Source organism: Pinibacter soli, assembly GCF_029961145.1.
GTDB lineage: Bacteria > Bacteroidota > Bacteroidia > Chitinophagales > Chitinophagaceae > Pinibacter > Pinibacter soli.
In genome coordinates this window covers 119,633-135,383 of record NZ_JASBRG010000006.1, presented here as the reverse complement: position 1 = coordinate 135,383, position 15,751 = coordinate 119,633, and the positions used below count along the sequence as shown (strand labels likewise).

The following is a 15,751-nucleotide window of genomic DNA, read 5'->3' as shown; positions in this document are numbered from 1 at the left end:
CATGTTTTATTACTTTTTATAATAACCTTCCATTGAATCTTTATTTACAACAGGACTATCAACCTTAACTTTTACCATCGTGTCCTCAAGTATAGCTGCAGTGGCATCGAAATATTTGATGCTATCTTTGATTGGTGTCCGTCCCTTAAAGTCAGCGGATGCGTGGCGATCAACCCTATCGAAGTAGTTGTCAACTATCAATTTTTGTTCATAGTCTGATACATCTGTAGTAATTCCTGATAAAGCAATCTGCTTTTGAGTGTTGATACTCATGGAGCTAATAGTTCCAATATTGTGAAGATGCCCAACAATAAAGGAGTCACACTTCTTATAGTCGAGTCCGACGAGATTGCCGTTGATGCAATAAAAATAAACAGAGTCTGTTTGTGGAACAAAGGAATAACCATAAATGACGGGATAAGGCAAGCCCGCGGCTATGTGAATTGAAACAAAACTGTCAACTCCTTTTCCTGCTGGCTTTATGTAAATATCGCGGCCATCGCCATAGGCAACTATGGATTGGTCATCTGGAGCAACAGATATTTTGTTTATGCTATAATTCTTCCACGGCCCCCCAATTTGTTCAAAGTGTTTTCCACTGTCTGAACTGACCAGAATAGAGCTTACAGAATCTTTTTGATCATAGGTCGAAAATGCAATTAAGGTACCTGAGGAATTTGCGGCGATAGCATAGCCAATTACCATCTTGTTATCCAGTGATTTATAGTGTGCACCCTTATCAAGAAAAGGAAGAATGGCATAAAGGATCGCGAGCAGCAGTATGCATCTTGCCAGCCATTTCAAGAGAACGCTTAAGTTTTTATAACTTTCTACTTTCTGTTGAAGGGTCGATTCAGTATTGACATGCGAGGGAGCTTCCATCAAGAGTATGTTTTAACTATTGGTTAGTCAATTATTAACAGCCCGGAAATTTTCAGGTTGTTAATCATGATATACTCTTTATAGTTGCGAGGTAAGTGTGTAAAAGGTCCTGAAGTAAATATTGCAAATAAAGTTTTTATTTACAAGCTTCAGCTTCAATTATTATGAAATAAGAGCTCACATTTACTAAAACAAAAAAGCTGCAAATTGTTCGCTGCTTTATAAAATTATTCTTTCTGTTTAGGATGTCGCTTTCTCCAAACTTTTCAAAGCGTCTTTCGCTGCAGCAAACCATTGCCTGCTGTCCCTTCTTTCCCGTGAACTTAAATGACTCGCTTCGCCCAGCATTTCACTAACTATACTTTCTGCTTCTTCCTCGCGGCCTTGCTTAATTAAAAACAACCCGTAATTATACCGTTGCTCAAAACACGAAAAACGGCTGCTCATTGTTTTAAACTCTTTCTCCGCAAGCGCTGACTTTCCCGTATTAGCAAGAGCAATTGCATATAACAGGTGTGCTTGAGATCTTGGGAACTGTGGCGACTTATAAAGTTTTTGTGCAAGCGGAATAATGTCTTCATCGCGGTGTGCCTTATAATAGGCAACTATCATTTGTGAAAGCAAATGTTCATTTTCCGTAAAAACACCTGTGTGGCTCCTTTCATACAGCTCGATTGCTTTTTCAGTTTGCCCCGTTGCTAAATATGCATCTGCGAGCGCTACTCGGTTATCAAATGTGTCGGTAAATTTCAATTGCTCTTCCAGCCTTCTTATACTGCCGGTTGGCTGTATCACAGCGTCCATGCCGGATTGCACGTTTCTTAACTGGCCCTTTGTAAATATTTCACCGAAGAAATAAATAAGGCTTCCGATGATCGGCAGGAAAATAATTATGTACAACCATTTATTCTGATTGCCCTTGCGAATGCAATGCAATGCGCATATCGCTTGCAACCCTACCGTTATGTAGTAGATGTAGTTTAAGTTAGGACCGAAATTCATGTTGTTTAGAGGTTAGGTTCCTTACACTAAAATAGAATCTTTATGAACGAAAGAAAACATTTTGTTGGTTAATCTTTATTAAGGAATTGGGCGTTGATTACAAACAGGTAGATACTCTTTCGAAGCTACTTTAATGCTGTCAGGCAATTGTTAATGTAAAGATGCTGTAGTTGCTCCTGTTCTAAACGGCCGTTTCTTCCAGCCAGTATTTTGTAGGCGGCAAGCTCGTGAGTTTGCAGCCCGGCCATGTCCATGTTTTTGTATTTAGCGGGCTGGATTGTTATTTCCTTTTCGTGCAGCTCGATCGTCGCCTCGTCCATCATTATACTTTGAGCATGTGGATAATACTGCCGCAAATGATTCAAAATAAAAAAACCATCCTCATCAAGATCACCCCAATAAAATAGGTTGTTGTTCGCGAACAAAGAAATGTCCTTAAACAAAGAAACCGTCTTTCCATTGCTACACAATGCAAGCGTGTTGCTTAACTCAGGCAATTGAAAGAGTGATGTTTCATTTTCGGTGAGAATAATTCTATCAACTCGCCAATTTGCAACGCGAAGATCATTTGTTATAATCCCAAACACCATCATGTTGCTGGTAAATTCTTTTGCGCATTCTCTATCCAACCAACGAGCAGTGAACAAAAACGGCTTTTTGCGCAACTGCAAAAGACTGTCTATATCGGACGTTGAAGGAGAAAATTTTTCAGGTGACAAATTCTGAAGCAAACTCACGATTAACCACTCATTTTTTTCGATAAACTTTGTATGCACCGGTACCGGAATACTTCGCAAATAGTATTCTCTTACATCGTTTGCCAGCAAATAATCCACCACTTTCGTTATCGAAGGCCAAACTTCTTTTAGTGGTAAAATATCTTTTACATTTTGGGAAATCCATTGTCGCAGATCGGATTTCCATTCGACCAACATTTTAACGATCAATTTGAATGACTCAATTTCTCTTTCCTTTTTCAGCAAAAACAGCAAGTCGGTTTCCTGTAGCAAAGAAATATTTTTGGGCCATTGTTGTCTCCCAAACTTCTTGCTATTCCATTCTTCCCATTCTATCGTCCAACCAGGCTTTGTGTCTGTTTTCTCAAATTGCTGAAATTGTTTAGTGTTATCGTGCAACTCGACAGTTGTGGAAGGCTTGTTTTTCCCGCCCCATAAAATAATCGGTTCAAATGGTTTGTTCAATACAACGTCAGCAAGATAGTTGGTGTATGCCTTTTCAAGTTGCGAGATATATTGCTGCGTTGTCATTTATATTATTGTTCTAAACTTATTTAGTTATTACTACGCCGCGCTCTGCTCCTCATCGAACTTTTCCTTCAGTTCCTTAATCGTCATATTATACATCACACTGTGCCCGTTCGATTTTCGTTGTACCAAATGCACATGGGCAATGAAGTCCTGCACAATTTGAATTTTGTCACTTGGCGTTACCACGAGCAGTTGCAGATGCAGTTGTTTGCAAAGCTCCATCAGGTAAGTTGCTTTCTCCTCATCCTGGTTGCTGAAGCTTTCATCCACGGCAATGAAACGCAAGCTCTTGGTGTTCTTTCCTTCACGCGTGATGCCAAATTGATAAGCAATGGCGCTACACAAAATTGTGTAAGTAAGTTGAGCCTTTTCTCCGCCGGAAAGCTGGCCCATTTGCCTGTATGTCTTTTTCAATTCTCCTGTGTTGGAAAACTTCTCATCTGCCCAAAACTCAAACCAGTTGCGCACATCCAAAACACGATTGCGATAGGTTTCGCTCTCATCCAGGCTGCTGATCAAAGGTTGAATTTTCTCCCTGAAATGCGCTGCCTTATCTTCAAAACTATTTTGCTGCCAGTTCGATGCTTGCGGCAACGCTTCCAGCAATTGATTGCGGAAAGCCTTTACAGTCGCGTCATTTATCGAGCGAATGCCCAGTTGAATAAATGTATCCGGCAGTCTGTTGAAGTTGATTCCCGCCAGCGACTGGTTAAGTCTTACGATGCTGTTTTTAATTTCCCTTTCCCATTTCTCCATTTCTTCATTAAGACCACCGATCTTATAGGTCATGGTAGTGGTAATAAAGTTTTCGAAATCCTTCTTGTATTTGGGCAAATTGTCCTGCTCCAGTTTTTGCAGCCATTCCACATATTCCAACGCATAAGCTGCATCATCGGAAAGCTGCTGCACGTCTCCATTCCAATCAGGAAAACGTTGCTGTATGTCAACCGATGGATTCTTAATGCGATTGATACTTTTGTTCAGCGCCGTTTCTTCTTTGTGCAAAGTGTTTTGCAGGTCAGCTATACGGTTGTTGATCTTTTCTTTGAGATCATTGTATTTAGCATCTATGTTTTGCAGGCTGATATTTGCCAATGCCTCTGCGTGCTGCTGTTGAAACTGAAGCAAATGATCTTTGTCTGTCTCTTCAATATTCTTAAGCAGATCCATTAATTTTTGCTGCGCAAATTCCATCTCCTGCATTTCCATTTCCTTTCTTGCAACCTGGCGATCTATTTGCGCACGTTCATCATCTTTGGCGGATAACTGCGAAAGAATTTCTTCCAGTTGTTTTGTCAGCGTTTTCAGCTGGTTGCTGCTTTCTTTCAGCGAAGCCATTTGTTCCTCTACATTCCGGATGTTGCGTTGAATGCCTTGCAAATTGATGCTGCCAAAGCCGTCATGCTCCTCTATGCGCTTTATCGCGAAAGATTGCGCTTGCAATCTGTCTGATTTTCGTTTGCAACGCTGCAGTGTTTCTTCGGCATCACTAATTCGCTTTACCAAAACCTCTCTCCGCTTTATGTACGCTTCTTTCTTCTTTTCGTTGTTCCAGCCCATTACGTAACGGCTGGGATCATTGCGATCGGGACGATCATCTTTTTCATGCCGGTCGCGATTCTTCACGAGACCGTTTATTGTGATCGCCTTGTCGTATCTGTCAAGTGTTTTTTCATCTTGCAGGCAAACGTAGTCAAACTGGCGAATGACCTGTTGCTCAATCCAGGGCGTGAGTTTATGTTCTGGATGAAAATCGAGTTTATGAAAAACAGTATTGTCGTCTGCATTCAATTCCAGCGCCGATTCGCCAACATGATAATACACGAGTCGCGAACGCAGGTTGGTATTGTTTACATACTTGTTTACTTTTTTATAATGCTTTTCCGGTACCAGCAAACGCAATGCGAAGCCAGACAATAATTTTTCCAGCGCTGGCTCCCAGTTATGCTCTTCATGCTTCACTTGCATCAACTCTCCTGCAAAGGGGAGATCATTGGTATCTATTTTTAGGTTTGCACAAATATCTTTTCTCAGGGAAATTAAATGACCCGGGATATTGTTTTTTGATTGCAATAAAACATTCAGCTCCTGTTCAATATTGTCTTTCTCTCCTTTTGATTTGTTCAGAATATTCTTCGCGTCAAAATCGTCATCATCGTTCAGGCGCTGTTCGCGTTCCAGTCGAAGTTTTGCTCGTTTGCTTTCTGCTACAATGCGTTTGTAGCTCGCTTCGTCCGTAGCGTTGGTTTCTTCAACGTGCAATGTTGTTGCCCATTCAGCAAATAAGGTGTGATTCTTTTCCGCAAGGCGCAGTTTCTCATTCAGGTCTTTCAACTCAAGTTCCAGGTTGTGCAATCTTTGCCCTGCCTTGTTTTGCTCAAGTTCGTTGCGGGTGTCGCGTTCCTTCTCTTTTAAGTCATCAATGGAGCGTTTGCAATCTGTCAATTGTTCTTGCAGGTCTTTCAGCAAGTCTTTGCTTTCGCTGATCGCCTGCGTAAGCAAACTATTTTTCGTGAAACTGTTCCAGATAATCGCTGTTTCTGCTTCCTGTTTGCTTGTTTGTAATTGCTCTCTGGATTTATCGAACTCGTTATAATGTTGTGAAAGCGCTTTCAGTAAACCAATTTGCGTTTCCGCTTTTTCAATGTTGCGTTGCGCATCCAGCAAAGTGCCAAGGTGTTCTTTTAATTCAATGAAAACATCTTCCATGTTTCTTGGCTCCAGCATGTGCATGCGGATGAACTCGTCCAGGTTGCCCAGCACCTTAATACCAACAGTTTGGTTGAAAAGCGCCAGCGCCTGTATGCTTTGCATGCCCAACACTTCCACCAGTCTTTGCGCATAGCGGCTTGCGGCATTGAACCATTCTACCTGTTTACGACTTCCTTTGTTGTATTGTGTATCTATTCTACGTCTCCAATTACCACCAAGATCAAAGGGCTTGAAGTCATCCTCAATGTGCAGTGGTTTATGCGCGACCGCAAATACCTTTTGCATTTCGCCGCCGGAGAAATAGCGAACCTGGAAAAGCGTTACATATTGATCAGCTTCATTGGCAAAATTGGCCAGCAAAATACTGTAGGCTTCTTCCTTGTTTTCCCTTAAATATAGCGTCTTGGTTGTATTCGTGCTTTCACTGTTGATCGTTCCGTATCCCCCCATTACATAACTATCTTCAGTACGATCTCCTTTCTTTTCACTACCCGATGACTGGTTGTAAAACCTGTATTTTTTTTCAGGCACAATCAACGTTAGCAAGGCATCCACAAAGGTTGTTTTACCGCTACCATTTGCACCGGTCAGCAAAGACGTTTCACCAACGGGACGAATGGAATGTATCACTTCGTCAAACGTTCCCCAGTTGAAAACTTCCATGTATTGCAAGCGAAACCCCGACTTATTACTATCCGTGTTGAATACGTTTAACTGCATGTTCTTCCAGTTGCTGTTTAAATTGATCTAATATTTCTCCATCTACACGCGCCTTTATGATCTTTTTTATTCTGAATTTTTGTTCATCCGGAATATCATTGTTTTCCATTTTGTCAATGAACCCATTTTCTTCTGCACGATCAATCAGGCGATCCAGTTCACGAATGAATTTTACACGGCTGGCGTTTTCTTTAAAAAACAATTCAGCATATTCTTTTATCTCTCTTCTCTTTTTAATCAACTCGCGGCTGGTTGCTTCGCCCACTTCAAACTCCGCCATCATATCGCGCAGCAAAACGAGCAACACGCTTTCATCATAAGTAAAAGAACGGCGCTGCATCCAGCTGACCGCTGCATCATCGTCTTCTTCGCTAATGGTGTGCTTCACATATGCATAGCCATCTTCTTCGTCCAGCACGAGCGTAAGCCCAAGTTGCTGCACAAAAACTGCCAGTTCAGATTTGTACTGTAACAGTTTCTCCCACGTATTTTTATCAATATATTCTACCGGCCCTTTCAGCAGCTTAATGAAAGCTTGCGTATATGGGAGGATTTTTGTTTGTGTTTTTAATTCCATAGATGATAATTTTTGCCAAATGCCAAACACACGACTACAGCGGTCTGCATTAGGACGGCCGTAGGGTCAAAAGTAAACTTACTTAAACATTTGAAATTGAAAAAAGCTGCGCTCCTAAGAAAATGTTTTGCGAGATAATAATTGAGGGTATTTTTGAGGTGAGGTTCATCAAACCGAAGTTCTTCACAAATAAACTTTGCAGAACATGGCAAAAGACTTGACTAATTCCAGTTTAGACAGAAAAAATATATTAAATAACAATTTTGCTATACGGGAAGTTTACGAGCAGGTGGGATTTTATGGGTTTAAGCACGAGGGAAAGTTTCGTTTTACCAAACAACAAGTCGCTGATTACTTTGAAGTAGATATAAGAACAATTGAAAGAATCATAGAGAGCAATAAAGAAGAATTGGTGCAAAGTGGCTATGAGGTCTATTTTGGTTCAAAGCTTAAAGATTTCAAAGAGAAAGTCATTGATTTTGTGAGAGTTACAAAGAAAAACGGGGATGTTACCGACATCCATGTCGGTAACATAGTCCAACTGTTTGAAAATGAATTAGATAGTTTGGCTAAAACACCCCAACTATCGGTTTTTACCTATAAAGCATTTTTGAACCTTGGAATGTTGTTAACAGGCTCGAAAAAAGCACAAAAACTACGTTCTGCAATTTTAGATATTGTAATTGATGTATTAAACAAAAAGCTTGGAGGGAATACAAAATTCATTAATCAAAGAGAAGAGGAGTTTGTGCCCAGTGCAATTCGGGAATACAATTACAGACAGGAATTTACAAATGCTTTGGACTATTACATTGCTGAAAATAAATTCAAATACAGTCAGCTCACAGACAAAATCTATAAAAGCATTTTCAAAGAAAACGCGAAGGAATACCGGCAAATACTGAAATTAGATGCAAAAGAAAGCGTAAGAAGCACAATGTATTCTGAGGTTTTAGATCTAATCGCAGGTTATGAAAATGGTTTCGCAAGTTTTTTAAAAAATGAATTTGATAAGCTGAAAAGAAAATTGAGTTTATCAGAGGCCCACATTTTATTTTCCACATATGAAATTATTACTGAACCAACATTAGTGCCATTGCGTGAAAAAGCAAGAAGTTTAATGGCAAGTAGGGACTTAGCGTTCAGAGATGCTTTACATGAAAAATTAAAGAATTATGTCAATGAAGTCAGTTCCAAAGATTATGAAAAATTTTTAGGAGAACGAAGCATGGATTTAGAAAAGCGATTGGAAGATAATAAAGAAGTTTTTATACGACTAAAAGACAGATAGAATGGATTTTAACTATTTCCCATCAGATTGTGCTATTAAAATCCACGATAAGATAATATTACTTTCCGGGGGAAAAGCTGGCATAAAAGACATTGGTAACATCGACAGCATTCTTGTACATATTCAAAATGATGTCTACTATCCAACGTTTGAAGAAAAGTTAACGCATCTAATATTTTCATTTAATAAATCTCACGCTTTTAGCGACGGCAATAAAAGAACGTCGATTGCATTGGGAGCATTCTTCCTCGAGCTTAATGGACTTGATTTTCTTGTAGATAAATTTATTATTGAAATGGAGAATCTTGCTGTTACTGTCGCAGACAATATTATTGATAAAGAATTGCTCCAAGAAATCGTAACTTCTCTCATAAGTGAAGAAGACTATAGCGAAGTACTAAAGCTAAAAATTGTAAATGCTCTGGAACGAGTAAGTCCTGATTGCGAACAACTAAGTATGGGAACCGATTTTTATAAAGATTCATATTCGGAACTATAGAAAACATATTGTTAGTCAGTTTCGAACGTTCAGCCACTTTTCCTGCTAAACAACAAATACGGCACTTCAATAAACTTCGTTTGCGCCTCATTTATGCTGATGTGCTCCGTCATGTTTTCCAAAATTTGCACCCGGGAGCTTTTGTCCTTTACAAAACTGTAATAGGAAACAACTTCCGGTATGCCGTTATCAAGGCCGCTTATTTCAAGTACTTCTTTTAAAGTGGCTGTTTGTTTTTGTTTCAACACATCTTCCACTTTTTGCCAAAGCCTTTTTTTATCAATAAAACTTGTGTTGATCATTCGGCTGAAGCGCTCAATGTCTGCAATGTGTTCATCCGCATTGTTGGGTTGTGTAATAACCACTGATGGCGCTTTCTGTTGCAAATTCAGTTTGCGATCCATGATCAGCTTGATGTTGACTGGTTCGCTCACCGCAATGCCGCAGGGAATATCGTCTTCCTGCTGATTCGCAAGTACCAGTTCCTTAATGTTGCTGATCTGCGTGCGTAATCTTTTATGTCGTGCAATTTCTTTTTCGGTGATAATGCGGCTGAGCTTCTCCGCCATTTTATCATTCGCTTCGTACACGCTTTTCCCTTGTTGCAGCAAGAGCGTTTTTATGTTTTGCAGAAACTCGTTGTTCGCTTCTATATTTCTATCGTACAGCAGGTCGAGCAATTGTTCTGTAAGCAGGCGCCACTCTTCCTGGCCGGCACGGGAAATAAGAAAATCCCAGAAGGCGTAAAAGCTTTTACCCTGATCGCTATTGCGTAGCGCATCGTACGCTTCAAATGCATAACCCACAATTGCGCCTTTATTCAATTCCGCTCTCGTGTGATGCTCAACGATCGAGCGGTGTATTTGCTTAAAATTATCCTCCACTTCACGGAAATCGCTCAGCAGTTCATAACACAATCTTGTAAAGAGTTCCAGCCTTTCCTGTACCTGCGCATTGTTGTACACTTCAACAGTGGCGCCATGTTCGAGCCGTTGGATTTCTTTATCGAGAGCAGCACGTTTGTTTTTCAGATCTTCTAAACGAGCGGTGCGGTCGTCTTCCGTTTTTTCAACGATGTCACGCAAAGATGAAAAGAGCATTTTGAAACGGCTTTCTGTCCCCACAAAATCCCTTCGTCCCAGCGTTTGAAACCATTGAAATATTTTTTCGGTATGGGCGCTTAACTGATACTGGGTGTTGCCTTCGCTGTCAGGATAGTCCTGTAGCAATCTTTTTTGCACCCAGTTCAACAGGTATTTCCTGGCACGGCTTTCCTCATCTTCACCAAATTCAATTTTTGCTTCCTCCAGATCTTCGGTTCCATCCACATGCAAAGCAAGAGTCTCCGCTAAATGAGTAGCCAGTTTTGTCTCTGAAATAAAGAACACATTGTTTTCTTTAAAAACATCGTACAAAAATGGCAATACCCACGCAGCGTTGCGCATACGAATGATCTGTATCGCAGAAGATGAGTTAAATAATAATGAAATATCGATCCCGGCCATTTAGGCAAGATAGGGAAAAACAGGAACGCAGATTTTCAAGATTTTTATGATGATAATGATTTTTTTAACTTTTTTTCCAGAGAGTCATCAAATGGTTTAGTGACCAATCCGGCGAATATTGCATAGAATTGAAAACCAAATGTTTAGATGTAAACCCAGAAAAAATCATGACCAATCTTGAAAATCTTGAAAATCTGCGTTCCTTCTCTTTTCCTTCTCTATCTTTGCACTCTTTCAAAAAAAGTCATTCAAAATGAAATTTTACAATTGGGTCATTAAATACAGGCTTCCGCTGGGAATCGTGTTTCTTGTTTTAGCCATTGCATGTACGGTAGCCTTCGGTTTTTGGCCGTCTTTCGTTCTTTATTTTATAGCAGTTATTTTAATTTTCAGTCATTTCTTCTTCGGGCCGCTTCGCCTGATCCAGGAGTATATGGAAGCCGGCGATATGGACGGCGCGGAAAGAGTGTTGAATACCATCAAATTTCCTGGTCTTTTATACAAACCAATACGTTCTGTTTATTATACCCTGAAAGGTAACATCGCTATGATGAAGCAGGATTTCACTGGTGCGGAAAAACATATGAAGAAAGGTTTGGACCTTGGCATGCCGATGAAAGAAGCAGAAGGTGCGAGTTTGCTGCAATTGGGAATGGTATCTATGCAAAAGAACGACCTTAGACAAGCGGAAAACTATATCCGTTCTGCAATCCGCAAAGGTCTTCCTGATAAAGAGAACGAAGCAGCAGCTTATCTTCAAATGTGCAGCATCATGATGACAAAAAGAGAGTTCCGCGCTGCAAAAGATTTCTTCAAAAAAGCAAAAGCGTTAAAACCAACTACGCCTCAGATAGTAGATCAGATCAAACAGATCGAAAAATATATTACAAGAATGCCGGGATAATTCGGGTTCAAGAGTTTCAGAAAAGGTCTCCAAATTGGGGGCCTTTTTTGTTGGAGGTAGCACACAGATGACGCTGATTGGACTGATTTGCACGGATTGTTTAACAACTGGGTCAATGAATGATAGAATAATTGAAAGTTTGAATGAACGCTGGGACGTTAAACATAAACATTCAGATATTCAGTTACTCAACTTTTGAATAGATCCGTGTAAATCCGTCCAATCCGTGTCATCCGTGTGCCCAATGCTTTTTTCTTTTTTCCTTACCTTGCAAAAAAGTGTACAATCTACATGCAGTTATATAGTGAATCGCTGACCTCTTATAAAAGACTGGCTACAAGAGAAGTGAAGATCGGAGATCTTTTGCTGGGCAATTTCCATCCAATTCGCGTACAAACCATGACCACTACCGACACCATGGACACCATGGCGACGGTAGAGCAAAGCATCCGCTGTATAGAGGCTGGCGCAGAAATGGTTCGCATTACCGCTCCAAGCAAAAAAGAGGCCGAGAACCTGCTGAACATTAAAAACGAATTGCGCAAGCGCGGCTACAATACTCCCCTCATTGCCGATATCCATTTTACTCCAAATGCCGCAGAAATTGCAGCAAGAATTGTAGAAAAAGTTAGAGTGAACCCGGGCAATTATGTTGACAAAAAGAAATTCGAGCAACTTGAATATACCGATGCAGAATATGCCGAAGAAATCGAACGCATCCGTACAAGGTTTACACCGTTAGTGAAAATCTGTAAAGAACACGGAACGGCGATGCGTATTGGGACCAACCACGGTTCTCTGAGCGATCGCATCATGAGCCGCTATGGAGATACGCCGATCGGCATGGTGGAAAGCGCCATGGAGTTTTTGCGCATAGCCCGCGATGAGGACTATCATAATATTATATTAAGCATGAAGTCCAGCAATCCGCAGGTGATGGTGCATGCCTACAGGCTTTTGATCAAGCAAATGATGGATGAATTCAATGAATGTTATCCGCTTCATTTGGGCGTAACAGAAGCTGGCGACGGAGAGGACGGAAGAATTAAATCTGCTATAGGCATCGGCACCTTGCTCGAAGATGGCATTGGGGATACGATCCGTGTTTCGTTAACCGAAGATCCCGAATTCGAGATACCGGTTTGCAAGGACTTGGTGAAAAGATATGATCATCAAACTGAACGCAGCGAAGCTCCGGAAGAAAAAATCAAACTTCCTTATTCTCCTTTCGAATATAAAAAACGTGACACCTTCGAGGTTTCCAATATTGGAGGCAAACAAGTTCCTGTAGTGGTAGCAAATTTCAGCAAACACAGTGCAATTTCTCCTGCCGATCTTGAAAACATCGGTTATAAATATGATGAGCCAAGCGACAAATGGACCATTGGCGATGCGGCGGCAGATTATATTTTCACCGGAAATAACCTCATTCATTTTGCATTGCCCGGAACATTGAAGGTCATCATGCATGCACATGCATGGCAACAAGAGAACCTAGACGCAAACGTGAATGGTCGCGATAAATTCTTGCCCATCTTTTCGGATGAGCAATTCATCAACGCGACGGTAAAACACAATGCGATAAACTTTGTGAAAGTTGATTGTACTGACGAAAATGAGCGTACAAAATATATTGACGAACTGGCAAAAGACAGCACCGTTGTTCTTTGCCTGAGTTCTACTAATGAAAACGCCATGCAATCGGTTCGCAAAATGTTTGCGGAGCTAATGAACAGAAGCATCAAAAATCCGGCGATACTAATTTGCGATAGCCCACATCATGGCATCGACGAGCATTTGATTCACCTTGCTACAGAAACCGGCGCCCTGTTTTTGGAAGGCATGGGAGATGGTATAAGCCTTGGCCTGACAGATTCCACTATTGCAAACATCAAAGTAACAGGCAGAACTTATCTTGAAACAAAAAGTATTGAGCAATTCTTAAATAATACAGCCTTTTCTATTCTACAGGCCACGAGAACTCGTATTTCCAAAACAGAATACATCAGTTGCCCAAGTTGCGGCCGTACATTGTTCGACTTGCAAGAAACGACAGCAAAAATCCGTTCACGTACCAACCATTTGAAGGGAATAAAAATTGCCATTATGGGTTGTATAGTAAATGGTCCGGGCGAAATGGCAGATGCCGATTTTGGCTACGTGGGCAGCGGCCCCGGCAAAATCACTTTGTACAAGAGCAAAGAGGTTGTGAAAAGAAACGTCGACAGTGAAGTAGCCGTAGAAGAACTCATTAATCTTTTAAAAGAAAACGGAGCTTGGATAGATAATAACTGAATGACTGAATAAACTGAGTGGTTGAAAGTCGACGAGACTAATCGAATGTAAACATTCAGTTTATTCAGTCATTCAGTTACCGCGGAGCTCGAAGTACATTCCAATTTTAAATTTCAAATACCAAATATCATCACCATGTCCTTTTCCACTTACCAAAAAGAAGAAACCGGTTTATCATTAATCGTACTGGAAGACAAACAGACGGGAACAAAAGCAAGCATTTTACCGGCCTTTGGAGCGATGTTGCATAGCTTCGATATTCCTTTGAAAGAAGGTACGCTAAACGTCATCGCCAATTATGCAGATCAAAAGGATATTGATACAGATCTTGCTACTAGCTTCAAAAGCAGCAAGCTCTCCCCTTTCGCCTGCCGCATTGCTAATGGAAAGTATACTTTCAACGGACAGTTGTTTGAATTCTCCAATAAATTTAAAGATGGTACTGCCATTCACGGTTTGTTGTTCAATAAACCATTTGAGATTACCGCACAACATGCAGATGACAAGGGCGCTTCGGTGACACTTCAATACAAATATGATAACGAAAATGAAGGCTATCCTTATCAATACACCTGCGCTGTAACATATTCATTAATGCCATCCAACACGCTTGAACTGAAAACGGTTGTTACCAATAACAGCAGTACAATCATTCCAATGCAAGACGGCTGGCACCCATATTTTACTTTGGGAAATGATGTAAACGATTGCTTGTTGCAGTTTCACGGCGAAAACATTATTGAGTTTAACGAACAACTTGTCCCAACCGGCAAACAGATTGAATATCAGGAATTCAATGCCCCAAAATTGCTGAACGACACACAGCTGGACAATTGTTTCTCTCTTCGTTTTGTGAAAAACGAACCTGCTGCTATTTTCTCTAACCCCCGCAATGGGGTAAGCGTTAGCCTGTGGCCCGACGAAAGTTATCCGTTCCTGCAGATATACACGCCGCCACACAGAAAAAGTATAGCAATTGAAAACCTGAGCGCAACGCCTGATGCATTTAACAATAAAATGGGGCTGATTTTATTGCCGGCGGGAGAAAGCAAAACTTTTGTAGTAAAATATCAGGCGATTCAGAAGTAAAAATTAAAAAATCAAAAGTCAAAAAGTGGTAACGCGAACAATCAACGGCTTTTTTGCTTTTGAATTTTAACTTTTGATTTGGCCACACAGCGATTTTTCTGAATTTTGATTTTTGAATTTTGACTTTAATTCTAGCTTTGCATTCAAATATTATAGCAAACAACCTTAAACATTTTCACAGCGGTATGAAACACCTCAAATATTTAATCATCATTGCGTTTTCTTTTTGCCTGGCAAGCTGTTTCGATACAGTAGAAACCGTTGAGATAAAGCAGAATGGCACCGGCACTTATAACCTTAACATGGACATGAGTAAGGCCTTCGAAATGATGAAGGGCTTTATGAGTGATAGCGATCTGCAAAAAGAAGGCATGAACAAAACGATGGACACCACCATCAGCTTTAAGTCTATTCTTGACAGTGCTCAGGACATGGACGAACATAAAAGAGAATTATTGAAAGGTGGTGTAATGCACGTTAATATGGACATAAAGAAAAGCTTGATGAAACTGGATATGAAATATCCGTTCAGCAGTCTTGGAAACCTTAATGAATTGTATGCAATGATTCAAAAAGGAAATGGCGGCTTGAACGAAGCTTTCAAAACCGTGCAGGCGCAGGAGGGTATGAATAGTGGCTCCGATTCCAGTGGTTTGAACCAGATCAATTCTATTTTCGATGTGAACTTCAAAGATGGCTCTTACTCAAAAACAGTGAATAAGGATCGTTACGATGCATTCATACACGATGAAAAAGTGGAGCAAATAAAAGGAATGATGAGCATGATGGGTGAAATGAACTATACGCTAATCCTTAAATTGCCTAAACCAGCGAAAACCGTAAGTAACAAACTGGCTACATTGTCTGCAGATAAAAAAACCATCACTTTAAAGTCAGATCTTTTCAGTGCATTTGACAATCCGCAATTGATGGAATTGAAGGCAACTTATTAAGGTGTGAGGTGTACGGTTTCCACTCCCTACACCTATATCTCAAACCTCACTAAT

At 40.5% G+C, this 15,751-nt stretch carries 12 protein-coding genes; 6 read left to right on the top strand and 6 right to left on the bottom strand.

Features of this window, described 5'->3' with window-relative positions; all coding sequences use genetic code 11:
* Positions 1-9 precede the first annotated feature (9 nt).
* The 5 genes from QJ048_RS10405 to QJ048_RS10385 form a co-directional block, all read right to left on the bottom strand.
* Positions 10-882 carry a hypothetical protein gene (locus tag QJ048_RS10405; RefSeq protein ID WP_282334282.1) on the bottom strand — a complete coding sequence of 291 codons (873 nt, stop codon included), beginning with the start codon at positions 880-882 and terminating at the stop codon, positions 10-12.
* A gap of 240 nt (positions 883-1,122) precedes the next feature.
* Entirely contained in the window at positions 1,123-1,884 is a 762-nt protein-coding gene (locus tag QJ048_RS10400; protein ID WP_282334281.1) for a hypothetical protein, read from the bottom strand.
* 125 nt (positions 1,885-2,009) lie between these two features.
* Positions 2,010-3,152 carry a Wadjet anti-phage system protein JetD domain-containing protein gene (locus tag QJ048_RS10395; protein ID WP_282334279.1) on the bottom strand — a complete coding sequence of 381 codons (1,143 nt, stop codon included), beginning with the start codon at positions 3,150-3,152 and terminating at the stop codon, positions 2,010-2,012.
* A gap of 33 nt (positions 3,153-3,185) precedes the next feature.
* Complete coding sequence (locus QJ048_RS10390; protein ID WP_282334278.1) at positions 3,186-6,584, bottom strand: ATP-binding protein; 3,399 nt, start codon at positions 6,582-6,584, stop codon at positions 3,186-3,188.
* Positions 6,556-7,161 (bottom strand): DUF4194 domain-containing protein, encoded by a 606-nt coding sequence (locus QJ048_RS10385; protein WP_282334277.1) that lies wholly within the window; start codon positions 7,159-7,161, stop codon positions 6,556-6,558. The genes QJ048_RS10390 and QJ048_RS10385 overlap by 29 nt, the downstream gene beginning before the upstream one ends.
* Positions 7,162-7,366: 205 nt before the next feature.
* Between QJ048_RS10385 and QJ048_RS10380 the strand changes: the two genes are divergently transcribed.
* Positions 7,367-8,452 (top strand): DNA-binding protein, encoded by a 1,086-nt coding sequence (locus QJ048_RS10380; RefSeq protein ID WP_282334276.1) that lies wholly within the window; start codon positions 7,367-7,369, stop codon positions 8,450-8,452.
* A 1-nt stretch (position 8,453) separates the two neighbouring features.
* A complete protein-coding gene (locus tag QJ048_RS10375; RefSeq protein ID WP_282334275.1) occupies positions 8,454-8,951 on the top strand; it encodes a type II toxin-antitoxin system death-on-curing family toxin in 498 nt (165 codons plus the stop codon).
* A gap of 29 nt (positions 8,952-8,980) precedes the next feature.
* On the opposite strand, the gene QJ048_RS10370 is transcribed toward QJ048_RS10375, so the two are convergent.
* A complete protein-coding gene (locus QJ048_RS10370) occupies positions 8,981-10,456 on the bottom strand; it encodes a DUF3375 domain-containing protein (RefSeq protein ID WP_282334274.1) in 1,476 nt (491 codons plus the stop codon).
* A 253-nt stretch (positions 10,457-10,709) separates the two neighbouring features.
* Here QJ048_RS10370 and QJ048_RS10365 point away from each other — a divergent pair, with 253 nt between their 5' ends.
* The 4 genes from QJ048_RS10365 (at position 10,710) to QJ048_RS10350 (ending at position 15,697) form a co-directional block, all read left to right on the top strand.
* Complete coding sequence (locus QJ048_RS10365; RefSeq protein WP_282334273.1) at positions 10,710-11,360, top strand: tetratricopeptide repeat protein; 651 nt, start codon at positions 10,710-10,712, stop codon at positions 11,358-11,360.
* Between the two features lie 291 nt (positions 11,361-11,651).
* Positions 11,652-13,655, top strand: coding sequence for a (E)-4-hydroxy-3-methylbut-2-enyl-diphosphate synthase (ispG, locus tag QJ048_RS10360; protein WP_282334272.1), 2,004 nt, complete (start codon positions 11,652-11,654; stop codon positions 13,653-13,655).
* Between the two features lie 135 nt (positions 13,656-13,790).
* Positions 13,791-14,744: an aldose 1-epimerase gene (locus tag QJ048_RS10355; RefSeq protein ID WP_282334271.1), complete on the top strand. Its 954-nt coding sequence runs from the start codon at positions 13,791-13,793 to the stop codon at positions 14,742-14,744.
* Between the two features lie 185 nt (positions 14,745-14,929).
* On the top strand, positions 14,930-15,697 hold the full coding sequence (locus QJ048_RS10350) for a hypothetical protein (RefSeq protein WP_282334270.1): 768 nt from the start codon (positions 14,930-14,932) through the stop codon (positions 15,695-15,697).
* Positions 15,698-15,751: the final 54 nt, after the last annotated feature.